Source organism: Streptomyces sp. WMMB303, assembly GCF_029351045.1.
Taxonomy (GTDB): Bacteria; Actinomycetota; Actinomycetes; order Streptomycetales; family Streptomycetaceae; genus Streptomyces.
In genome coordinates this window covers 5115001-5137521 of sequence record NZ_JARKIN010000001.1, presented here as the reverse complement: position 1 = coordinate 5137521, position 22521 = coordinate 5115001, and the positions used below count along the sequence as shown (strand labels likewise).

18 protein-coding genes (1 of these 18 only partly in view) are annotated in these 22521 nt (G+C 69.3%); 14 read left to right on the top strand and 4 right to left on the bottom strand.

Annotation, left to right across the window (positions count from 1 at the left end):
- The first annotated feature begins 3 nt into the window (after nt 1–3).
- The 5 genes from mycP to P2424_RS22510 all read left to right on the top strand — a co-directional run bounded on the left by mycP (nt 4) and on the right by P2424_RS22510 (nt 6183).
- A complete protein-coding gene (mycP, locus tag P2424_RS22530) occupies nt 4–1341 on the top strand; it encodes a type VII secretion-associated serine protease mycosin (protein ID WP_276477563.1) in 1338 nt (445 codons plus the stop codon).
- Nucleotides 1342–1583: 242 nt separating this feature from the next.
- Nucleotides 1584–2117 (top strand): hypothetical protein, encoded by a 534-nt coding sequence (locus P2424_RS22525; protein ID WP_276477562.1) that lies wholly within the window; start codon nt 1584–1586, stop codon nt 2115–2117.
- A 1930-nt stretch (nt 2118–4047) separates the two neighbouring features.
- Complete coding sequence (locus tag P2424_RS22520) at nt 4048–5286, top strand: S8 family serine peptidase (RefSeq protein ID WP_276477561.1); 1239 nt, start codon at nt 4048–4050, stop codon at nt 5284–5286.
- A gap of 72 nt (nt 5287–5358) precedes the next feature.
- Nucleotides 5359–5751: a WXG100 family type VII secretion target gene (locus tag P2424_RS22515; RefSeq protein WP_276477560.1), complete on the top strand. Its 393-nt coding sequence runs from the start codon at nt 5359–5361 to the stop codon at nt 5749–5751.
- Nucleotides 5752–5862: 111 nt separating this feature from the next.
- Nucleotides 5863–6183, top strand: coding sequence for a WXG100 family type VII secretion target (locus P2424_RS22510; protein ID WP_276477559.1), 321 nt, complete (start codon nt 5863–5865; stop codon nt 6181–6183).
- 288 nt (nt 6184–6471) lie between these two features.
- On the opposite strand, the gene P2424_RS22505 is transcribed toward P2424_RS22510, so the two are convergent.
- Together P2424_RS22505 and eccCa are read right to left on the bottom strand one after the other, a co-directional pair.
- Nucleotides 6472–6738 (bottom strand): DUF397 domain-containing protein, encoded by a 267-nt coding sequence (locus tag P2424_RS22505; RefSeq protein WP_276477558.1) that lies wholly within the window; start codon nt 6736–6738, stop codon nt 6472–6474.
- Between the two features lie 112 nt (nt 6739–6850).
- Nucleotides 6851–10825, bottom strand: a complete 3975-nt coding sequence (eccCa, locus tag P2424_RS22500; RefSeq protein WP_276477557.1) for a type VII secretion protein EccCa — start codon at nt 10823–10825, stop codon at nt 6851–6853.
- Nucleotides 10826–11104: 279 nt separating this feature from the next.
- Between eccCa and eccD the strand changes: the two genes are divergently transcribed.
- From eccD to P2424_RS22470, 6 genes are all read left to right on the top strand, one after another.
- Nucleotides 11105–12631 (top strand): type VII secretion integral membrane protein EccD, encoded by a 1527-nt coding sequence (eccD, locus tag P2424_RS22495; RefSeq protein ID WP_276477556.1) that lies wholly within the window; start codon nt 11105–11107, stop codon nt 12629–12631.
- Nucleotides 12632–12724: 93 nt separating this feature from the next.
- Nucleotides 12725–13015 (top strand): 30S ribosomal protein S15, encoded by a 291-nt coding sequence (gene rpsO / locus P2424_RS22490; RefSeq protein ID WP_016470189.1) that lies wholly within the window; start codon nt 12725–12727, stop codon nt 13013–13015.
- Between the two features lie 333 nt (nt 13016–13348).
- The gene (locus tag P2424_RS22485) at nt 13349–15583 is read left to right on the top strand and encodes a polyribonucleotide nucleotidyltransferase (protein ID WP_276477555.1); all 2235 of its coding nucleotides are present in this window, start codon (nt 13349–13351) and stop codon (nt 15581–15583) included.
- On the top strand, nt 15580–16974 hold the full coding sequence (locus P2424_RS22480; protein WP_276477554.1) for a pitrilysin family protein: 1395 nt from the start codon (nt 15580–15582) through the stop codon (nt 16972–16974). Before P2424_RS22485 ends, P2424_RS22480 begins: the two co-directional genes overlap by 4 nt.
- A gap of 71 nt (nt 16975–17045) precedes the next feature.
- On the top strand, nt 17046–17798 hold the full coding sequence (gene dapB / locus P2424_RS22475; protein WP_276477553.1) for a 4-hydroxy-tetrahydrodipicolinate reductase: 753 nt from the start codon (nt 17046–17048) through the stop codon (nt 17796–17798).
- Nucleotides 17799–17820: 22 nt separating this feature from the next.
- Nucleotides 17821–18270: a hypothetical protein gene (locus tag P2424_RS22470; RefSeq protein ID WP_276477551.1), complete on the top strand. Its 450-nt coding sequence runs from the start codon at nt 17821–17823 to the stop codon at nt 18268–18270.
- A 40-nt stretch (nt 18271–18310) separates the two neighbouring features.
- Here the strand turns inward: P2424_RS22470 and P2424_RS22465 are convergent, their stop codons facing one another.
- Both P2424_RS22465 and P2424_RS22460 read right to left on the bottom strand, forming a co-directional pair.
- A complete protein-coding gene (locus tag P2424_RS22465; protein ID WP_276477550.1) occupies nt 18311–18883 on the bottom strand; it encodes a hypothetical protein in 573 nt (190 codons plus the stop codon).
- A 135-nt stretch (nt 18884–19018) separates the two neighbouring features.
- The gene (locus P2424_RS22460) at nt 19019–19255 is read right to left on the bottom strand and encodes a hypothetical protein (protein WP_276477549.1); all 237 of its coding nucleotides are present in this window, start codon (nt 19253–19255) and stop codon (nt 19019–19021) included.
- Between the two features lie 267 nt (nt 19256–19522).
- Between P2424_RS22460 and thyX the strand changes: the two genes are divergently transcribed.
- The 3 genes from thyX to P2424_RS22445 form a co-directional block, all read left to right on the top strand.
- Nucleotides 19523–20260, top strand: a complete 738-nt coding sequence (gene thyX / locus P2424_RS22455) for an FAD-dependent thymidylate synthase (protein ID WP_276477548.1) — start codon at nt 19523–19525, stop codon at nt 20258–20260.
- A 281-nt stretch (nt 20261–20541) separates the two neighbouring features.
- Nucleotides 20542–21441 carry a 4-hydroxy-tetrahydrodipicolinate synthase gene (gene dapA, locus P2424_RS22450; protein ID WP_276477547.1) on the top strand — a complete coding sequence of 300 codons (900 nt, stop codon included), beginning with the start codon at nt 20542–20544 and terminating at the stop codon, nt 21439–21441.
- A gap of 180 nt (nt 21442–21621) precedes the next feature.
- Nucleotides 21622–22521, top strand: partial view of a ribonuclease J gene (locus tag P2424_RS22445; protein WP_276477546.1) — the 5' portion only. 786 nt of this gene lie beyond the right edge of the window; the window shows 900 of its 1686 coding nt (coding positions 1–900); its start codon is at nt 21622–21624; its stop codon lies beyond the right edge, outside the window.

The window sequence follows — 22521 nt, the reverse complement described above, 5'->3', positions numbered from 1 at the left end:
ACGATGCACAGCAGCGAGACGACACCCCCGGCCCCGGACGCCCGGCGCGGTGTCCGCCCGCCACTGCTGCGGCAGCGCACCCGGCGTGCCCTGCGCCGAGCGGCGGCGACAGCGGCTGCCACGGCGGTCACGGCCTCCACACTGGTGGTCACCGCCGCGCCTCCCGCCGCGGCGGACGTCAGCACTCAGTGCACCTTCCCCGCGAAGCCGTTCAAGGGCCGTCCCTGGTCGCTGCAGCGGGTCCTCCTCAACGAGCTGTGGCGGGACACCGACAAGGGCGCGGGCGTCCGGGTCGCGGTCATCGACACGGGCGTCGACATCGAGAACAAGCAGCTCACAGATGCTGTCGACGCCGATGCGGGGAAGAACCTGCTCCCCAAGAAGCCGAAGAAGGACAAGGAAACCGGACGCGCCACCCCGCGCGGCAAGGCCGACGGCACCTCGGACGAGGTCGGCCACGGCACCAAGGTCGCGGGAATCATCGCCGCGCGCCCGGACGACGACACCGGCTTCGTCGGCCTCGCGCCCAAGGCGACGATCATCCCGATCAAACAGAACGACGCCAACGGCAGCGGCACCGCGCTCTCCCTCGCCGACTCGATCGACTACGCGGTGAAGGCCGGTGCCGACGTCATCAACATCTCCCAGGACACCGCCGAGGCCCTGAAGCCGGACTCCTCGCTCGAGCGCGCCGTGCAGCGCGCCGTCCGCGCGGACATCGTCGTCGTGGCCTCCGCGGGCAACGACGGACTGGGCGGCAAGAACAAGGCGACCTACCCGGCCTCCTATCCCGGCGTCCTCGCCGTCGCCTCCTCGGACCGCAACAACGAGCGCGCACCCTTCTCGCAGGCCGGCGACTTCGTGGACGTGGCGGCCCCCGGCGTCGACATGGTCTCGACCGTCCCCAAGGGCGGCCACTGCGTCGACAACGGCACCAGCTTCTCCGCGCCCTACGTGGCCGGCGTCGCCGCACTGCTGCGCGCGAAGCACGACAAGGGCGCCGACAAGTGGTCCCAGCAGAACATCGTCGCGCAGATCGAGCAGACCGCGGAGCGCTCCATCCCGGGCCACGACCGCCTCGTCGGCTGGGGCGTCGTCGACCCGGTGGCCGCCCTGACCGAGGACAGCAAGCGCCTTGAGCGCCCCCAAGCCGAAGAGGGCGTCGAAACCGGCAAGAAGCCGACACCCGCCAAGCTCCAGCTCGGCGAAACCGAGCAGGAACGGAACGAGAGGCTGGGAACCTACGTCCTTGTCGGCGGCGGCACCCTCGTCGCGGTGGTCGCGGGCACTTCGGTCGTACTCCGCGACCGGCGCCGCAAGGGCGCCTCGGCGGGCCGCTGACCGCCGGCCCGCATGCGCCGGGCGACCGGTCGACCCGTCACTGTCGGAGGTGGCTGAGAGAATGTGAGCAGTGTGCCGCTCGCGTGCCACACGTCACGGTCCTGCTACACCAACTGCTGGCATCCTGTTTGCAGTTGGAATGTGCTGGACTCGCCTACTACAGTGATGTGAACGCTGTTCTCCGCGGGGCGCCGAGCCGAACCGCCGAGAACGTGCAGAGGACCTGGCAGAAGGGGGGAGCCATGGGGGAGTTGGGTCCGGACGGCAAGGAGAGGCCGCCGCCGGTGAAGGCGCCGTCTCCCTCACAGGGGGGCCAGGAGCTGGAACGACGCGCTGAAGCGCTGAAGAAGCTGAAGAAGCGGATCGATGGCGTCATCGCGGAGTTGGACACCTCACCCGCCGCGAAGCACAAAGTCTCCAGCATGCGCGTCACCCGGGAATCGCTCAGCGGAGAGAGCATCCACTACGTCGAAGCCAACGACCTCTTCGCCAAGTGCGGCGAGGTACACGAAACCCTCACGCTCCTCTCCTCCACTCTCCGGGAGCAGATCGACGCGACGGGTATCGCCATCAAGGGCTGTGACCAAGGCTTCGACGCCCTGGACGAGGAGGAGAAGCATCGCTTCTGGCAGATCCAGGCCCGGGCGCAGGCCGCGGAGAAGAAGCTGAAGCATCCGGACGGTGAGGGGGACCGGGGCGAAGAAGGGCGGGACAAGGGCGGCGAGGCGCCTGCGGACAAGAAGTTCGAAGGAGACGCCGACGACGCCGAACGGTGATCGGCAGGCTTACGCCCGGGAACAGGAGGATGCATGGGCGGCAAGGGGAACAACGAATCGGTCGACCCTTTCACAGGGAAGGGGTACACGGCCGATGAGATGCCGGAGGACCCGGTACTCCCGGCGGAATTCAGCCCTTTCCTCAACCCGCCGACCATGCGGAAGCCGCCGACCACGCAGAAGCCTGAGCTCTTCCGTGCTCCTGGCGCCGGCCCCTTGGCTCCACCGGCTGTCGGATCGGGTGGAGGCACGGACTTCGAGCCCTACCGCCTCAACCAGATCGTGGACCTCGTCCAGGACGCCGCCCCCGAGGAGCTGGAGAATGTCGGCGACGCTCTCTGGGACGCTGCCCGCGCCATCAGGAAGGCCGCGGAGGAGCTGAAGACCTACTTCGACGGAGTGGATTCCGGGTGGAAGGGGGAGGCGAAGGATCAATTCTCTCCGTGGGCCACGAGGCTTCACCGGGACACCCTCAAGCTCAGCGAGTACGCGGGTGCTGCCGGTACGCAGCTCAAGGCGGCCGGCTTCGGACTGTCCATGGTCCAGTCGTCCATGCCGGACCGGGACCCGAAGGAGGACAAGATCTTCGGGCCCTACGTCCCTCCCAAGATCACCGGCAAGTCCACGCCTGAGCTGCGCGAGCGGGAGAAGAACCGCCAAGAGGCCATCCAGTTGGCGAACAAGCTGAGTTCCTACTACACGGTGGCGCTCACGAGCATCAAGGCTGCGGAAAAGAGCAAGCCGACATTCGCGATGCCTAAGGTGGGAGTGCCGACGCCTCCGGGCTTTGACCCAGACCACACGGGCGGTCCTGGTGGGGGAGGCGGGCCAGGGGCAGTAGCAGCGGCCCCTTATCATGCCGGAAGCTCTCCGGGCACGTCGGATCACGCGGCGGCGGCATTTGTGCCTCACGGCGACGAGGGAATCAGCAGGATCGCCCCTTTTACTCCCCACTACCGTCCCGAAGAGCCCGCCCACCCTGGGATGTCTGTCGCGACGGACATCGACAGCGCCCCTCCCGCGCCCATCGCGAAGCCGATGGAGCCTGGCACTCCGCCCCACCTGCCTCCGACTACCGGCCAGCCCAATGTCCCGCCCAGTGGGCCTCCGAGCCCCGGCCCTGTCGTTCCGCCAGGTAGCCCGCCGCGTGTGGGGCGGATGGTTCCGCCGACCGGCCGGGTGACACCTCAGTCTCCTGGCCGAGTGGGCCCCGGCACCTCGGGACCGCAACGCCCCTACGTGCCGCCGCCGACCAACGCCGGACGGTCCGGGCAGACGAGCCCCACTGCTCCCGGACGCCAGGCTCCGATGCGGCCAGGGCCTGTGAGTCCGGGCACTTCAGCACCCACAAATCGGGACGCTGGCCGAACGGGACCCCGGGGGCTCGGACGTCCCGGACCGATGGGTGTGCCGCCGGGCACGGCGGGCCCGAACGCAGGAGGCCGTGGAACGGACTCCGGCTCCGCTCGCGCATCGCAGCGCGGCGGCGTTGTGGGCGGTACACCGAGCCGCTCCGGTACCGGTGGGACTCCCGCAAGCTCGTCGAGGCAGCGTGGAACAGTCATCGACGGGCAGGGGGCTCCGGCCGCGCGGCGGCCCATGGGGGTGACCCCGCCCGTCAACGCTGTGGGCTCGGGCGGAGCCTCCGGCGCGACCGGCGGGCGAAGTGGGCCCGGCAGCAAGAAGGCGACCGGTCGTGAGGGCGTCGTCGGGGAACCCCGCGACGACGATTCCGGACAGCCGCTGGACGCGCGGGTTGCCATGCCCGGAGGCGCTGGTCTGGTGATGGGAGCAGGGCAGCCGTCGTCGAAGAATGAGCGGCGTCGGGAGAAGCGGCGCTCGGACACGTCGACGGGAGAGGAACCGCAGAGGCCGACCGAGCGGCGTGGCAGCGTGCCGCCGGTAATCGAGTGACCCGGTGAGAGCGTTCATGGCAGCAGGAACACGAGAGTATCGAAATAGGCGCCGCATCCTTGCCGGAGTCGCCGCAGTCGGGGCGTGGACGGCCTGTTTCGTCGGACTCGCCACGAATGCGGGCGCGGAGGACGTCCAGGCCCAGGAGTGGCATCTCAAGGCGATGCAGGCCGAGAAGATATGGAAGGTCAGTACCGGTGAAGGGATCAAGGTGGCCGTCATCGACACCGGCGTCGATCCGACCACGGAGTCCCTCCAAGGCCGAGTACTTCCAGGCAGAGATGTCTCCGGTGCTCCCGGTGACGAAACTCGGGATGACGTGGGCCACGGCACGACGATGGCCGAACTCATCGCAGGCTCCGGGAAGGGCGGAACCCTGAAAGGGCTTGCCCCGGGCGCGAAGATCATTCCGATCCGCACCAACCTTAATGGCATGAAGGGTGCTGACAAAAAGAAAGAGCACCTCGGGGAAGCCATCAGGGCGGCGGCCGACAGCGACGCCCGCATCATCAATATGTCTCTTGGGGGGAGAGCTCCTCATCCTTCCATTCAGGAAGCGGTGGAGTATGCGGCTAAGAAGGGCAAGCTTCTGTTCGCGAGTACCGGGAATGACGCCCAGAAAGGCAATGAAGAGAACTGGCCTGCGGAGTATCGAGACGTAGCAGCCGTGGCGGCGACCAACAAGGCGGGTAAGGTTGCCGACTATTCCAACTACGGTGGGCACACGATTCTAGCCGGGGCAAGTGAAGGACTTCCCGCATGGTGTGACGGCAAGAAGCAGAGCTACTGCCCCGGAGGGGGTACCAGTTCTGCCACCGCGATTGTCTCGGCCTCCGCAGCCCTGATCTGGTCCCACCATCCGGACTGGACGTCGAATCAGGTACTCCGGGTCATGATCAAAACCGCTGGCCTGAAAGGCGATGAACCCAGCAAGTACCTGGGCTTTGGAGAGGTGCGCCCTCGCATGAACCTCCTTGAAGGCAAAGGCGATCCCGGCGACCCAGATATCAGCCCGCTCACCTGGGAGCGGACGCTGCACACAAAGCCGAAGGACTCCGGCCAGAACTCGGACGCCAAGGGCTCCGGCAAGGAAGACTCGGACAAAGGGGCTGCCCCCGACAAGGTCGAGGTGGCAGACTCAGAGCGCGAAGACAGTGGCAACGCGCAGCTCTGGTGGGCTGTTGGGGCCGGCGCAGCGGTGCTTGTCATCGGCGGGGGAGCTGCTCTCGCGATCCGGCGGGCTAGCCGCGGATGACCGACTATGACCAACCACCACATCACCGTTCAACCGATGCGCCGAAGGCGCAACGATCCGTAGGGAGGCGCAATGGGTGACAAGCAGAATGTAGATGACAAGACTCTCAAGTCGCTGGCGAATGAGCTCGAGGAAATGATGGGGGCCATCACCGGGCGAGTCACGCGGCTGAACCAGCTCATCGACAACCTCGAAGGTGCTTGGCAGGGTATCGCCAAGGGGGCCTTCGACCGGGTCCAGCGAGGTATGAACGACGACCTCCGGGTCCAGCGCAGGATCATGGAAGGCTTCGTCGGGTCGATCCATGGGAACCTCGGCATCAAGGACTCGAACGAGGACGACATCGTCCAGAGCATGAACAAGCTCGGGAGCGGTGAGAACCCTCAGCATTTCTCGGCGACCGGGCCCGACACCACGCAGGGTTCCCTGGCCGGGGCCTACTCCTCCAAGCTCAGCCAGATGTGACGGTCGCGCCGCGACGTCCGTTCAGAAGCGAGCCCAGGTAATACAAGCAGCGCAGCGCGGCAGCACGGCCGTGCTCCTTTCAGGCCGCGAGCCGAGATGTAGGGGAATCACATGGGGTACAACAACGGCGATCACCTCAAGGTCACATACAGCAGTCTGGACGCCGCCGCCGAGGCCATCATGAAGGAAGCGAAACAGCTTCGCGCCGACATGGAACGGGTGCAGCAGAAGGTTCGCTCCGTCTCCGAGATCTGGGAAGGCGAGGGACAGCGGGCCTACCAGCAGGCTCAGCACGGCTGGGACCAGAAGGCCGACGACATCCAGAACCGACTCCTGGCGATCGCGGCTGAAGTCCGTCAGGCCAGTGGCACCTACCTCGCAGGTGACAAGCGAGCAGCGGCGATGTTCGACCAGTTCAACAGCCGCGGGTAACCGTCTCAGCGGAACCCGGGCTGTTGAACGAGCAGAAGGTGGGCGCGTGCGGGAGGCGCCCACCTTCTGCATCGTCATGTCAACCCGGTGAACATCGTGCTCACCTCCAGCGGGTCACTGTTGCCACTTATATCTCGACGAGAGACGGTGAGATGACGCGCTCCGAATGCAGCAGACCCCGCGGGAAAGTTGGGCACTGACGGTTGCGGTCGGCTCGTCTCCGTATTGCGCGGAGACGAGCTGACCGGCGCTGTCTGCCTTCTGACGCGCACCGCGAGCCTTCGCCCGCTAAGCCCCCGTCGTCCCCCCGCCCTCGCGCCCACCCGGCTCCAGATCGAACTCCCCGTCCCGAGCGCCCAGCACGAACGCCTCCCACTCCGCTGCCGTGTAGCGCAGTACCACGTCCGGCTCTTTCGAGTTGCGCATGGCGACGGCGCCGCCGGCCAGGTGGGCGATCTCCACGCGCTCTTCCTCCGGACTGCCCGGGGCGCTCTCCCAGACGGCGTCGGAGATGTCCATCGCGTACAGCTCGTCCTTCTCCTGCTGAGTCCCCACCTGTGGCTCTCCCTTCGGGGCGTGCGTGCGGGCTCCAGCGTACGTGTGCCGGAGCCCGCCAACAGCGCTTTCCCGTCAGCCCGTCAGCCGCGTCCCACAGGCGGGGGCGCGCTCACGTCTCGTCCGGCAGCCAGCCCAGCTGCACCAGCGGCGTACCCCGCTTGCGGGAGACGAAGAAGCCGCGGCCGGGGGGCATCGGGCGGGGGCGGACATTGCCCAGGAGGTCGCCCTCGCTCGGATCGCCGGAGAGCAGGACGCCCTGGGCGCCCAGTTCCTTGATGCGGGTCATGAACGACTCGAACATCGACCGGGAGGCGCCTGCGGCGCTGCGGGCGATGATGAACCGGACTCCGACGTCCCGGGAGAAGGGCAGGTGCTCGGTGAGGGCGGCCATCGGATTGCCGCTGGAGGTGGCGACCAGTTCGTAGTCATCGACCACGATGAAGATCTGCGGGCCGGTCCACCAGCTCCGGTCGCGCAACTGCTGCGGGGTGACGTCGGAGGAGGGTGCGCGCCGGTCCATCAGATCGCGGAGCGCGTTCATGTGCGTCTCCATGGTGTTGGACATCGGCGCGTACTCCAGCAGGTGGCTGTCCGGGATGGCGCCGAGCAGCGCGCGCCGGTAGTCGCCCACGACGATCTTCGCCTCGTCGCCCGAGTACCGTTCGCTGATCTGCTTGACGAGCAGCCGCAGCAGCGCCGTCTTGCCGGACTCGCTCTCGCCGAAGACGAGGAAGAAGGGGTCCGTCTCGAAGTCGACGAAGACCGGTTCCAGGTTGTTCTCGTCGATGGCGAAGGCGACGCCGCGTTCGGGGTGCTCCGCGCCGCCGGGCAGCCGGACGGCCGGCAGCTCCCGGGGGAGCAGTCGTACCTGCGGTGCGGGTTCGCCCGGCCACTGGGAGGCGACCGCGGTGCACATCCCGGCGCTGGCGTCGGCGAGTTCGTCGTCGGAGCCGACGCCGTCGATGCGGGGGACACCTGCCATGAAGTGCAGCGCGTCCATGGTCTGGCCGCGGCCGGGGACTCCGGGCGGGACGTTGGCGGCGACCTTGCGGTTGAACTCGGAGTCCATGGTGTCGCCGAGCCGCAGCTCCAGCCGGTTCATCAGCAGGTCCTTCAGGGCCGCCCGCACCTCCATGTTGCGGGAGGCGGTGATGACCAGGTGGACGCCGTAGCCGAGACCGCGGCCCGCGATGTCGTTGACGACTTCGGTGAGGCCTTCGTACTCGTTGCGGAAGTTGCCCCAGCCGTCGATGACCAGGAAGACGTCGCCCCATGGCTGGTCGGTGATCTGGCCGCGCGCGCGGCGCCTGCGGTAGGTCGAGATGGAGTCGATGCTGTTGGCCCGGAAGTACTCCTCGCGGCGGTTGAGGATGCCGTACACCTCGGCGACGGTGCGGCGTACCCGTTCGGGGTCGAGGCGGGAGGCGGTGCCGCCCACGTGCGGGAGGCCGGAGACGGCCGACATGCTGCCGCCACCGAAGTCGAGTCCGTAGAACTGCACTTCGGCGGGGGTGTGGGTGAGCGCGAACGACGAGATCAGGGTCCGCATCAGGGTGGACTTGCCGGACTGGGGGCCGCCCACGACCAGCATGTGTCCGGCGGCTCCGGAGAAGTCCAGATACAGCGGGTCGCGGCGCTGCTCGAACGGTTTGTCGACCAGACCGACCGGTACCACGAGCTGGCCCTGCCGCGGATAGTCGGTGGCGGCCAGTCCGCGCCCCTCCACCGGGGCGAGCGGCGGCAGCAGTTCGTCCAGCGGCGAGGCGTTGTCCAGCGGCGGCAGCCACACCTGGTGGGCCGGGGTGCCCTGGCCTTCCAGGCGCCGTACGACCACGTCCAGCACGGTGTCGGCGAGCGCGTCGTCGTCCGTCGAGGCGGGGGTGGGCTGCGCGGGTACCGGCACGGTGTCCGGATCGGGGCGCTGCACGGCGACCTCGGCCGCGGTGAACAGGACGGGCCTCCGGTTCGGCGCCAGCGGACCGGCGGGAAGCTCGTCACCTCCGGTGCGGTGGACGCCGGAGACGTAGGCGGCCTTGAAGCGGGTCATCTCGTCGGTGCCGAACTTCAGATAGCCCGAGCCGGGCACCGAGGGGAGATGGTAGGCGTCGGGGACACCGAGCGCGGCGCGGGACTCGGCGGAGGAGAAGGTCCGCAGGCCGATCCGGTAGGAGAGGTAGGTCTCCAGCCCCCGCAGCCGGCCTTCCTCCAGGCGCTGTGAGGCCAGCAGCAGGTGCACACCCAGCGATCGGCCGATCCGGCCGATCTGGATGAACATGTCGATGAAGTCCGGCTTCGCTGTCAGCAGCTCGCTGAACTCGTCGATGACCAGCACCAGCGAGGGGATGGCGGAGAGCGGGGCGCCGGCCGCGCGGGCCTTCTCGTAGTCGTGGATGTTCGCGTAGTTCCCCGCGTCGCGCAGCATCTCCTGGCGACGGTTGAGTTCGCCGCGGATCGAGTCGCCCATCCGGTCGACGAGGGTCAGGTCGTCGGCGAGGTTGGTGATCACGGCGGCTACGTGCGGCATGTGCGCCATCCCGGCGAAGGTGGCGCCGCCTTTGAAGTCCGCGAGGACGAAGTTGAGGGTCTCGGAGGAGTGTGTGACGGCCAGCCCGAGCACCAGGGTGCGCAGCAGTTCCGACTTGCCGGAACCGGTCGCGCCCACGCACAGCCCGTGCGGGCCCATGCCGTCCTGCGCTGCTTCCTTCAGGTCGAGCATGACCGGCTGGCCGTCCTCGCCCACGCCGATGGGTACCCGCAGCCGTTCGGCCTGCGAGCGGGGTCGCCAGGTGCGGGAGACGTCGACGGACGCGGCGTCGCCCAGGTTGAGCAGGTCGGTGAACTCCAGCTTGGCCAGCAGCGGCTCGTCCCCGTCGTCGCCGGAGCCCACCCGCAGCGGCGCGAGCTGCCGCGCCACGGCCTCGGCGGCCGGGTAGGAGAGGGCGTCCGGCGTCCCCTCGTAGACCAGGCCGTGCCCGGACTCCAGGCGCAGGCTGCGCGAGCCGACCACCACGGACAGCGTGCCGCGGGACATGTCGCTGTCGCCGGGGACGATCTCGACGATGGTGACGCCCTGCAGGCCCTCGGGCGCGGACAGCAGCGAGTTGGGCAGTACCGAGGTGCCGTCCAGTACGACGACGAGGTGCGGCTGGTCCGGTGCCGGTTCGGCTGCGCCGTTGAACCGGGGGCGTCCCTCCAGCCGGGCGGCCAGGAGCTCCTCCAGTTCGAGGGTGTCGCGCACGATCAGCCGCCGGGAGCCCGCGCCGTCGGTCTCGCCCCTGGCCTGGGCGTGGGGCAGCCACTTCGCCCAGTCCCAGCCGGCGTAGGACTCGCGGCCCGCCGCGACTGCGACCACCAAGTCCTCTGGGGAGTGCATCGCGCACAGCGAGCAGAGCAGGGCGCGTGCCGAGGCGTACACGGCATCGGGGTCGCCGCTGACGGTCATGTGGTAGAACGCCCGCAGCGAGATGGCCATCGGCAGCCCGTCGAGGGTGGCGTGGGTGTTGATGAACTGGTGCATGGCACCGGCCGTCAGCGGCTCCAGTTCGTCCACCGGCGCTGTGTCCGGACTGACCAGCGGTGTGGCCAGTTGCTGCACGCCCAGTCCGACGCGGACCTGCCCGAAGTCCAGATCCGAGGGGCGCCGCTCCCACACCCTGCTGCCCTCGGCCACCAGGGACCACAACTGGTCGGGTGCGGGGTGCAGATAGAACTGGGCGTCCCGCTGCTTGACCGCCGTCCTGCGCACCGTGCGCCGCGTCTGCGCCAGGTACTTGAGGTAGTCGCGGCGGGTCTGCGCCATCTCACCCTGCGTGCCCCGGCGCATCCGGATCACCATGGCGATGACCATGGTGAGCGTCGAGAACAGCATCAGGACGCCCATGATCTTCATCATCGGGTGCGAGTTCATGCCGGGCATGAGGAAGTACACGCTGGACCCGCCCATGCCGAGCATGGGCAGGAGCTGCATCCACATGCCCTCCTGCTTGTTCTTGGGCAGTTCCGGCGGCGGCTGCAGCTGCAGCTCCTCGGCGGGCACATCGGGAGGCAACGCCCGAGGCGGTCGCTTGACGACGATCTGGGTCACTCGCGCACCAATTTCCCTTGCGTTCCCTTGCGTTCCTGCATCCCTGGTGCGGAAGGGGCGGTACGGTGCCGGCACCCCGTGGTGACGCTCGTTCCTGACGGTCCCCCTCCGCGGCTGGCGATCCTAGTGGCACAGTGAGTTGACCGGGAGCGGTAGGGTGACGCGCGCTGCCGCGTCGGCCGAGACGGCAGGTCGGCGGATGGTACGGCCGACGCCCGGCAGACGGTTGCAGAGCCCATTGTCGAGCAGGCCGGCAGGAACTTCGAGGGGGACACACAGGTGAGCACGACGGCTTCCGCCGCCGCCACCGGTTCCGGCGGGCAGCCGGGTTCCGGCGGTGCCCGAGGTGCGGCCGGTGCGTCCGGCCGGGCGGCCGGATCGGCACTGGACACCGGTTTCAGCCGGGTGACCATCGTCGCCCCCGACAGTCGGATCGACGTCGCACTGCCCGAGGACATCCCGGTCGCCGACCTCTACCCCGAGATCCTGCGGCTCTCCGGCCAGACCCCCGCCGCGGGCGCGCCCGTCGGCTACCACCTGGTGCGCCGCGACGGGACGGTCCTGGACAGCTCCCGGTCGTTCGCCGCCCAGCGCATCCTGGACGGCGAGGTGCTGAGCCTGCGCCCGTTCGCGGAGTCGCTGCCGCCCGCCGTCTTCGACGACGTCTCCGACGCCGTCGCCTCGGCCGTCACCCGCGACCGGCGGCTGTGGGGCGACGACATGATGCGCGCCGCCGGTCTGATCGGCGCCGGGGTGCTGCTCTCGCTGATGGCGGTCGTGCTGTGGTTCTCCGACCCGGTCGGCCACGACATGCACGGGCTGGCCGGCGTCCTGGCGGCCGTCACCGGAGTGCTGCTGGTGGCGCTGTCCGCGGTGCGCGCCCGCGTCTACGAGGACCGGCCCACCTCGATCACCCTGGGACTGACGGCCATGCCGCACCTCATGGTGGCGGGCAGCGGCCTGCTGCCCCTGGAGGACGGGATCGGTATCGGCAAGCTGCAGTTCCTCCTCGGCTGTGTGAGCGTCCTGCTGGCCGCCACCCTGCTGATCGCGCTCACCCCAGATGGAGACGGCCCGTTCGTCGCCGCCGCCTTCACCGCGACCCTCGGCACCCTGATCACCTTCATCGCGATCGTCGCCGATCTGCCACCGACGGAGACGGCCGCTCTCTGCGCACCCGTCGCCGTCGGCGTCCTCGCCTTCCTGCCGAGCCTCTCGACCCGTTTCGCCCGGCTGCCCATCGGCTTCGAGGCCACCCGCACCCGGATGAGCGACTACGACGCCGACCCGGACGCCGCCCCCGAGACCCAGGGCCCGATCGACGGCGAGCGGATCGCGGCTCAGGCCCGGCGCGGCCACGAACTGCTGGTCGGCCTGGTCGGCGGCTGCGCCGCCGTGGCCGTCGTCTCCACCGCCGTACTCAGCTTCTCCGCCTCTGGCTGGGGGCAGCTCCTCGCCCTCGCGACGGGCCTGGCGATGCTGCTGCGGGCCCGTCTCTTCCGCTACACCTCCCAGGTCAGCAGTGCGCTGGTGGCCGGACTGGGGGCACTGCTGCTGCTCGGCGTCGGGCTGGCGGGAGACTTCCCCACCGAGGGCGACGCGCTGCGCACCGTGTGGCTGAGCGCCGCGCTCGCGATGACGGCCGTGCTGGCCGTCGCCGTCGGCCTCGCCGTCCCCCGCAAGGGTGTGACACCGTTCTGGGGCCGGTTCCTGGAGATCCTGGAGACGTTCGTCCTGCTCACCCTGATCCCGCTGTGCCTGGCCGTGATGCAGGTCTATTCGGCGGCCCGCAGTCTCACCAGCTAGCCACTGGTATCCTGTACCGGCCTCCCGAGTATCGAAGTCTCCCCTGTGAAGCAGACCAGGGGCGCTCGGCGGCTGGAATCCTGAGGAGTACGAGTGTCGTCTCTCGACGCCGCGACGAAGAAGCAGATCATCTCCGAGTTCGCCACCAAGGAGGGTGACACCGGCTCCCCCGAGGTCCAGGTGGCGCTGCTCTCCCGTCGCATCAGCGACCTGACCGAGCACCTGAAGACCCACAAGCACGACCACCACTCGCGCCGTGGTCTGCTGCTGCTCGTCGGCCAGCGTCGCCGCCTGCTGCAGTACCTGGCCAAGAAGGACATCCAGCGCTTCCGTGCGCTGGTCGAGCGCCTCGGCATCCGCCGCGGCGCGGCGGGCGCCCGCTAGCACATGACGAAGGGAGCGGTTCCCGGACCCGGGGGCCGCTCCCTTCGCCGTATCGCAGTACGGCAGCTCGCCGTAACGCAGTACGACGGCCTCTCGTGGAGCGTGGAAGCTTTGTAGTCTTGTCCACAGCGAGACGAAGCCGAAAAGACATCACTGACAGTATGGACAAGGAGCGCACCCGAGACGCCGGTCCTCGGTAGTGGCCCCCGGGACCCGCGGCGAACCCGCGGGACCGCCGGGAGCTTCGATCGAAGACCGGCCCGCACCGGGAGCGCTCCTGAGTACACAGTCCGCCGCGGACGAGCGGCGGACGCAGACGAGGAGATATTCCTGGTGGAGAACGAGACCCACTACGCCGAGGCCGTCATCGACAACGGCGCCTTCGGCACCCGCACGATCCGTTTCGAGACCGGCCGGCTGGCCAAGCAGGCCGCCGGCTCGGCCGTGGCCTACCTGGACGACGACACCATGGTGCTGTCGGCGACCACCGCCTCGAAGCAGCCCAAGGACCAGCTCGACTTCTTCCCTCTGACGGTCGACGTCGAGGAGCGGATGTACTCGGCCGGCAAGATCCCCGGCTCCTTCTTCCGCCGTGAGGGCCGCCCGTCCGAGGACGCGATCCTCACCTGCCGGCTGATCGACCGCCCGCTGCGCCCCTCGTTCAAGAAGGGCCTGCGCAACGAGATCCAGATCGTCGAGACGATCATGGCGCTCAACCCCGAGCACCTCTACGACGTGGTCGCCATCAATGCCGCCTCCTGCTCCACGCAGCTCGCGGGGCTCCCCTTCTCCGGCCCGATCGGCGGCACCCGCGTCGCCCTGATCAACGGCCAGTGGGTCGCCTTCCCGACCCACTCCGAGCTGGAGGACGCCGTCTTCGACATGGTCGTCGCAGGCCGGGTGCTGCCCGACGGCGACGTCGCCGTGATGATGGTCGAGGCCGAGGCCACCGAGAAGACCATCGAGCTGGTCAAGGGCGGTGCCGAGGCGCCGACCGAGGAGGTCGTCGCCGCCGGTCTGGAGGCCGCGAAGCCGTTCATCAAGGTGCTGTGCAAGGCGCAGGCCGATCTCGCCGCGAAGGCCGCCAAGCCCACCGGCGAGTTCCCGATCTTCCTGGACCACCAGGACGACGTCCTGGAGGCCCTCACCGCGGCCGTCCGTGACGAGCTCGCCCAGGCGCTGACCATCGCGGGCAAGCAGGAGCGCGAGAGCGAGCTGGACCGCGTCAAGGCGCTGGCCGCCGAGAAGCTGCTCCCGCAGTTCGAGGGCCGCGAGAAGGAGATCTCCGCGGCCTACCGGTCGCTGACCAAGACCCTGGTGCGCGAGCGCGTCATCAAGGAGAAGAAGCGCATCGACGGCCGCGGCGTCACGGACATCCGTACGCTGGCCGCCGAGGTCGAGGCCATCCCGCGGGTGCACGGCTCGGCGCTCTTCGAGCGCGGCGAGACGCAGATCCTGGGCGTCACCACGCTGAACATGCTCCGCATGGAGCAGCAGCTGGACACCCTCTCGCCGGTGACGCGCAAGCGCTACATGCACAACTACAACTTCCCGCCCTACTCCACGGGTGAGACGGGCCGTGTCGGCTCCCCCAAGCGCCGCGAGATCGGCCACGGCGCGCTCGCCGAGCGTGCGCTGATGCCGGTGCTGCCGACCCGCGAGGAGTTCCCGTACGCGATCCGGCAGGTCTCCGAGGCGCTGGGCTCCAACGGCTCGACGTCCATGGGTTCGGTCTGCGCCTCCACGATGTCGCTGCTGAACGCCGGTGTGCCGCTCAAGGCCCCGGTCGCCGGCATCGCCATGGGCCTGATCTCCCAGGACGTCGAGGGGGAGACGCACTACGTCACCCTCACCGACATCCTCGGCGCCGAGGACGCCTTCGGTGACATGGACTTCAAGGTCGCCGGCACCAAGCAGTTCGTGACCGCCCTCCAGCTCGACACCAAGCTGGACGGCATCCCGGCGTCCGTGCTGGCCGCGGCGCTCAAGCAGGCCCGCGACGCGCGGATGCACATCCTCGACGTGATGACCGAGGCGATCGACGTTCCGGACGAGATGTCCCCGAACGCGCCGCGGATCATCACCGTGAAGATCCCGGTGGACAAGATCGGTGAGGTCATCGGCCCGAAGGGCAAGATGATCAACCAGATCCAGGAGGACACCGGCGCCGACATCACCATCGAGGACGACGGCACCATCTACATCGGTGCCGCCGACGGTCCCGCGGCCGAGGCGGCCCGCTCGACCATCAACGGCATCGCCAACCCGACGATGCCCGAGGTCGGCGAGCGCTACCTGGGCACCGTCGTCAAGACGACAACCTTCGGTGCCTTCGTCTCGCTGCTTCCCGGCAAGGACGGTCTGCTGCACATCTCGCAGATCCGCAAGCTGGCCGGCGGCAAGCGGGTGGAGAACGTCGAGGACGTCGTCGGCGTGGGCCAGAAGGTCCAGGTCGAGATCGCCGAGATCGACCAGCGCGGCAAGCTGTCCCTGATCCCCGTCCTGGACGAGGAGGAGAGCGGCGAGTCCGAGGCCTCCGCTGGCTCCGAGGACGAGACCGCGAAGTGACGCGTACGTTCCGTACGACGGCCCGCCCCGCCGCTCCGGCAGGGCGGGCCGTCGCCCGTCCCAAGACCCGCACCCGGACCCTGATCCCGGGGCAGAACGGTGCGGGCACCGTGCGCAGGAGCGTGCTGCCCGGCGGACTCCGGGTGATCACCGAGACGCTGCCGACGGTACGCTCCGCGACCTTCGGCATCTGGGCGCATGTCGGCTCCCGCGACGAGACGCCCACGCTGAGCGGCGCCACCCACTACCTGGAGCATCTGCTCTTCAAGGGGACCGAGCGGCGCAGCGCACTGGAGATCTCCGCGGCGGTCGACGAGGTGGGCGGTGAGATGAACGCGTTCACCACCAAGGAGTTCACCTGCTACTACGCGCGGGTCCTGGACGCGGACCTGCCGCTGGCCATCGACGTCGTCTCCGACATGCTCACCAGCTCCGTCATCGACTCGGCGGAGGTCGAGGCCGAGCGCGGCGTCATCCTCGAAGAGATCGCGATGACCGAGGACGACGCGGGTGACTGCGTCCACGACCTGTTCGCGCACACCATGTTCGGCGACACCCCGCTGGGCCGTCCCGTGCTGGGCACCGTGGACACCGTCAATGCGCTCACCAGGGACCAGGTGGCCCGCTTCTACAAGAAGCACTACGACCCCACCCGGCTGGTGGTCGCCGCCGCCGGAAACCTCTCGCACACCGAGGTCGTCAACCGGGTCCGGGCCGCGTTCGACCGTGCGGGCGCGCTGCAGCGCACCGAGGGCGCCGACCCCGTCGCGCCCCGCTCGGGCACCCGCACCCTGCGCGCCGGCGGCCGGGTCGACTTCTTGGACCGGCCGACCGAACAGGCGCACCTGGTCCTCGGGATGCCCGGCGTCTCCCGGCACGACGAGCGCCGCTGGCCGCTCGCGGTGCTCAGCACGGCGCTCGGCGGCGGTATGAGCTCCCGCCTCTTCCAGGAGATCCGCGAGCGGAGGGGCCTGGCCTACAGCACCTACGCCTACACCTCCGGATACGCCGACTGCGGCCTCTTCGGGGTCTATGTGGGCTGCCGTCCCAGCCAGGTGCCCGACGTGCTCAAGATCTGCCGCGAGGAGCTGGAGAACGTCGCCCGGCACGGACTGGAGGACGACGAGGTGCGGCGCGCCGTCGGGCAGCTCGCCGGCTCCACGGTGCTCGGGCTGGAGGACACCGGGGCCCTGATGCACCGGGCCGGCAAGAGCGAGCTGTGCTGGGGGGAACAGATGTCCACCGACGCGATGCTCGCCAAGATCACCGCAGTGACCCCCGACGACATCCGTGCGGTCGCCCGCCAGGTACTGGACCGCCGCCCCTCGGTGTCCGCCATCGGGCGGCTCACCGACCGCCAGGAAGCCCATCTGCACGAGGCCGTGGCCTGAGACCGATCCGCCGGGCCTGAGGCCTGGTCCGGCCGTCCCACCGTCCCTTTCACACGTAAGGAACCAGCACAATGAGCAAGCTGCGGGTCGCTGTCCTCGGCGCCAAGGGCCGGATGGGCTCCGAGGCCGTACGGGCTGTCGAGGGCGCCGAGGACATGGAGCTGGTCGCGGCCCTGGGCAGCGGCGATCCGCTCCGGACGCTGACCGACGCGGGCGCCGAGGTCGCCGTCGACCTCACCCGTCCGGACGCCGTCATGGGCAACCTGGAGTTCTGCCTCGCCCACGGCATCCACGCCGTCGTCGGCACCACCGGCTGGACGGAGGACCGGCTGGCGACGGTACGGGCCCAGCTCGCCGCCGCCGCCGGCACCGGCGTGCTCATCGCCCCGAACTTCGGCATCGGGGCGGTGCTGACGATGCGCTTCGCACAGCAGGCGGCCCGCTTCTTCGAGTCCGTCGAGGTCGTCGAACTGCACCACCCCGGCAAGGCCGACGCCCCCAGCGGCACCGCCGTGCGCACCGCGCAACTCGTCGCCGAGGCCCGCGGTGCCGCCGGACTTCCGGCGCAGCCCGACGCCACCACGACCGCGCTGGAGGGAGCCCGCGGCGCCGACGTGGACGGCGTGCCCGTGCACGCGGTGCGGCTGCGCGGCCTGGTCGCGCACCAAGAGGTCCTCTTCGGTGACGAGGCCGAGACCCTCACCATCCGGCACGACTCCCTGCACCGCAGCTCCTTCATGCCGGGCGTGCTGCTGGGCGTCCGCAAGGTCCCCGCTTCCCCGGGGCTCACCTTCGGGCTCGAGCATTTCCTCGACCTGGACTGACCGGACGACGGAGCTCAGCAGCATGCGCGCGAAGATCACCTATTTCCTCCTGGCCGCCGTCCTGGTCGTCTACTTCGTCCTGGTCGGCAGCCGGGGTGTGCTGCTGATCCAGCAGGGCACTGCCGTCACCGTCGCTTTCGGTTCAGCGGTCCTGGTGCTGCCCTTCATCGGCGCCTGGTTCCTGTGGCACACCACCCGTTTCGCGCGGCGTGCCGGACGGCTGGCGCGGGTGCTGGAGGCCGAGGGAGGCCTCCCGGTCGACGAACTCGCGCGCACGCCCTCGGGGCGGATCGACCGCGCCTCGGCGGACGAGGTCTTCGCCAAGCGCCGGGCGGAGACAGAGGAGCAGCCGGACGACTGGCGCTCCTGGTTCCGGCTCGCCGTCGCCTACCACGACGCCCGGGACACCCCTCGCGCCCGCAAGGCGATGCAGCACGCGATCGCTCTGCACGAGGCAGCCCCCCGAGCCTGAGCGGGTTCCGGCCTGCGGGCGGCGGGCGCCGACCCGGGTGCTACCGGGACTCGGCAGCCCAGCTCTCTATGACGTCGGCGGCCCGGATGAAGGCCCGCTGCCGGGTGATGAAGTCGGCGTTATGGCTGGTGAGCAGCGTCCTGTTGTCCTGCGCCGCGTCCACGGACCGGGAGGAGCGGGAGCGGGCCAGCACCAGGGCCTCGCCCTGTACCGTGCGCGGCATCCCCAGCCACCGCACGGGGCGCTGCACCGTGCGCAGCCTCCCAGCCTCCGACCAGCGCAGTGTGGTGGTCCGCAGCAGACCGACATGGCGCAGCCCGTAGGAGCTCACCCACACGCCCGCGCGCAGCAGCCGCACCGCGAGGACGACCAGCAGCAGACCGCAGCCCGCGCATATCGCCCCGCTGGGCAGCAGCCCCTCGGCCAGGGAGATGATCAGGGCGGAGAACAGCACGTAGGAGGCGAGCAGCAGCAGCAGCGCGCCGCCACCGACCCGATAGGGGCCGGGGCGGTAGGGACGCCGCCACAGATCACGGTCGGCCTCGGCGAGGGTCACCGACTGGGCCGCGAGAAGGTGATCCTCGCGGTCGGCTGTCACAAAGGGCAGGGGCACGGCACAGTCCTCGCTCGCTCACGACAGGGTGTTGTCCAGCGGCTGCTCGCCGCAGTGGTGTGAGCGGTGACATTAGCGAGACCCGGTCGGTGCGGTCACCCCCGGGTGGCGTTCCCGGAGGTGACCGCACCGCGGTCAGCGGCCCTCGGCCGCAGCCGGCGGCTCGTTCGAGGGGCTCTGGTCCTCGCTGAGGGCCGGAAGGCCGAGCAGAACCGAGCCCACGAGCCCGGCGACGACGGTCAGCCCCACCAGGGCGCTGCCGGCGACCTCCCGGAAGCTGCGCCGTGCTGCGGGCGGGGGAGTGACATTGCTGCGGAACCGGTCTGCCTCGGCTATGAAGGCGAACGGGACGGACTCTCCGCGGCGGGACATGACGGTGTGCTCCCTGCGTGATCGTTCTGGTCGGTTACGAGGACAACGTCCCGGCGGGCTCGGAAGTGCCCGTCGCCGCGGGACGTATGTGAAAGATATCAACCGGCACGGCGAGTTATGTCACCGTGATCGCGTTTCTTCAGTATGAGAGCCGTTTGTCCTGCTAATAGCGGTCAAAGCGGACAGCCGGATCCGTCGTGACCCGGCTGTCGGTCCCTCCCCTTAGGCTGGCTCCGCTCTGGCATACGTACGTGGAAGGACCAGCCGGTGACCGAAACCCCCGCCCCGCCCGCCCCCAGTTTCCGCAGCGACATGACGGTAGAGCTGGTGAAGCACAGCGCGTCCGACACCGATGTGCTCTGGGCGGCCCGGGTCTCCACCGCGGGCGAGCAGTCCCTGGACGAGCTGAACAAGGACCCGGAGCGCTCCAAGGGGCTGATCAACTTCCTGATGCGGGACCGCCACGGCAGCCCGTTCGAGCACAACTCCCTGACGTTCTTCATCAGCGCCCCGCTCTTCGTCTTCCGGGAGTTCCACCGGCACCGCGTCGGCTGGTCCTACAACGAGGAATCCGGCCGCTACCGCCGGCTCCAGCCGGTCTTCTACGTCCCCGACACCGACCGCAAGCTCGTCCAGCAGGGCCGTCCGGGGAAGTACGAGTTCGTCCCCGGGACCGAGGAGCAGCACGAGCTCACGAGCCGCTCCATGGCGGACGTCTACCGGAAGGCGTACGAGACCTATGAGGAGATGCTGGCGGCCGGCGTCGCCCGCGAGGTCGCCCGCGCGGTCCTGCCGGTGGGTCTCTACTCGTCGATGTACGCCACCTGCAACGCCCGGTCCCTGATGCACTTCCTCGGTCTGCGCACCCAGCACGAACAGGCCAAGGTGCCCAGCTTCCCGCAGCGTGAGATCGAGATGGTGGGTGAGCTGATGGAGGAGCAGTGGGCCAAGCTGATGCCGCTGACGCACGCCGCCTTCAACGCCAACGGCCGAGTCGCCCCCTGACGCCGGCCACGCCCTGCCCGGGGTCTTCCGGTGCGGCCCCGCCCCGGGCTGCCTACCGCCGGTCGGCGGGGTCCGGAAAGTGTCCGTATTGCGACGTTTGAAGAAGTTCATCTAGGGTGATTGTGCGGTCCCGGCACTGCCTGAACCCCCGAGCAGGCAGTGCCGGGGCCCCTCTTCGCACACCACCCGCGCCGGACCCCCACCGTTTCCCCGCCGGACTGCCGCCGCCTCGACAGCCCCGAGGGAGCATCGCGGGGTGCGCTGCGAGTAGCGTGGACCCTATGGCTCCGACCTCCACACCGCAGACGCCCTTCGGGCGGGTCCTGACCGCGATGGTCACGCCGTTCACCGCGGACGGCGCGCTCGACCTCGACGGCGCGCAGCAGCTCGCCGCCCACCTGGTGGACGCCGGCAACGACGGCCTCGTCGTGAACGGCACCACCGGAGAGTCCCCGACCACCACTGATGCGGAGAAAGCCCAGCTCGTCCAGGCGGTCGTGGAGGCCGTGGGGGAGCGCGCGCACGTGGTCGCCGGAGCCGGCACCAACGACACGGCGCACAGCCTCGAACTGGCCCGCGCTGCCGAGAAGGCGGGTGCACACGGCCTTCTGGCCGTGACGCCCTACTACAGCAAGCCTCCGCAGGAGGGTCTCTACCGGCACTTCACGGCGATCGCCGACGCCACGGAGCTCCCGGTGATGCTCTACGACATCCCGGGCCGCAGCGGTGTGCCGATCAACACCGAGACCATCGTCCGGCTCGCCGAGCACCCGCGCATCGTGGCCAACAAGGACGCCAAGGGCGACCTCGGCCGCGCGAGCTGGGCCGTCGCCACCAGCGGGCTGGCCTGGTACAGCGGGGACGACATGCTCAACCTGCCGCTGCTGTCCGTGGGCGCTGTCGGATTCGTCTCCGTGGTCGGCCACGTCGTCACACCGGAGCTGCGTGCCCTGCTGGAGGCGCACCTCAGCGGCGATGTCGCCAAGGCCACCGAGATCCACCAGAAGCTGCTCCCCGTCTTCACCGGCATGTTCCGCACCCAGGGCGTGATCACGACAAAGGCCGCGCTTGACCGCCTGGGCCTCCCGGCCGGACCGCTGCGCCTTCCGCTGGTCGAGCTGTCCCCGGAGGAGCTGGAGCAGCTCAAGCACGATCTCGCCCACGGCGGGGTACATCTGTAGATCTCAGACTTCAACAACTGCATATCGCCGGACACCGGCTGCCGTGCACGACGGACCGTGCCGCAGCCTCACCGAACAAGCACGACACGCACGAACGACATGTGCCGCTGCGTGCGCATCATGAATATCGCGCGCCACGTACCCAGGCGGGTGCGTGGCGCGCGTGGTAAGGAGAGTCTTTTGAGTCATCCGCACCCTGAGCTGGGCCCACCGCCGAAGCTCCCCAAGGGGGGCCTGCGCGTCACCCCATTGGGTGGGCTCGGCGAGATCGGCCGCAACATGACCGTCTTCGAGTACGGCGGCAGGCTCCTGGTCGTCGACTGCGGCGTCCTCTTCCCGGAGGAGGAGCAGCCGGGTATCGACCTGATCCTCCCGGATTTCACCTCCCTGCGGGACCGGCTCGACGACATCGACGGCATCGTCCTCACCCACGGCCACGAGGACCACATCGGCGGCGTCCCCTACCTCTTGCGGGAGAAGGCGGACATCCCGCTGATCGGCTCCAAGCTGACCCTCGCCCTGATCGAGGCCAAGCTCCAGGAGCACCGCATTCGGCCCTACACCCTCGAGGTCGAGGAGGGTCACCGGGAGCGCGTCGGTCCCTTCGACTGCGAGTTCCTCCCGGTCAACCACTCCATCCCGGATGCGCTGGCCGTCGCGATCCGCACCCCCGCGGGCATGGTCGTCCACACGGGCGACTTCAAGATGGACCAGCTGCCGATGGACGGACGCCTCACCGATCTGCGGGCTTTCGCCCGTCTCGGAGAAGAGGGCATCGACCTGCTGTTGAGCGACTCGACCAACGCCGAGGTTCCGGGCTTCGTGCCGCCGGAGCGCGACATCTCCTCGGTGCTGCGTCAGGTCTTCTCCAGCGCCCAGAAGCGGATCATCGTGGCCAGCTTCGCCAGCCACGTACACCGCATCCAGCAGATCCTGGACGCCGCGCACGAGCACGGCCGCCGGGTCGCCTTCGTGGGCCGTTCCATGGTCCGCAACATGGGCATCGCCAGGGACCTGGGCTATCTGCGGGTTCCCGCCGGCCTCGTCGTCGACGTCAAGACCCTCGACGACCTGCCGGAC

Bases quoted from the DNA above. Each gene is read 5' to 3' on its own strand.
- mycP (WP_276477563.1), top strand. From the start codon at position 4: ATGCACAGCAGCGAGACGACACCCCCGGCCCCGGACGCCCGGCGCGGT.
- P2424_RS22525 (WP_276477562.1), top strand. From the start codon at position 1,584: ATGGGGGAGTTGGGTCCGGACGGCAAGGAGAGGCCGCCGCCGGTGAAG.
- P2424_RS22520 (WP_276477561.1), top strand. From the start codon at position 4,048: ATGGCAGCAGGAACACGAGAGTATCGAAATAGGCGCCGCATCCTTGCC.
- P2424_RS22515 (WP_276477560.1), top strand. From the start codon at position 5,359: ATGGGTGACAAGCAGAATGTAGATGACAAGACTCTCAAGTCGCTGGCG.
- P2424_RS22510 (WP_276477559.1), top strand. From the start codon at position 5,863: ATGGGGTACAACAACGGCGATCACCTCAAGGTCACATACAGCAGTCTG.
- dapB (WP_276477553.1), top strand. From the start codon at position 17,046: ATGAGCAAGCTGCGGGTCGCTGTCCTCGGCGCCAAGGGCCGGATGGGC.
- P2424_RS22470 (WP_276477551.1), top strand. From the start codon at position 17,821: ATGCGCGCGAAGATCACCTATTTCCTCCTGGCCGCCGTCCTGGTCGTC.
- P2424_RS22460 (WP_276477549.1), bottom strand. From the start codon at position 19,255: ATGTCCCGCCGCGGAGAGTCCGTCCCGTTCGCCTTCATAGCCGAGGCA.
- dapA (WP_276477547.1), top strand. From the start codon at position 20,542: ATGGCTCCGACCTCCACACCGCAGACGCCCTTCGGGCGGGTCCTGACC.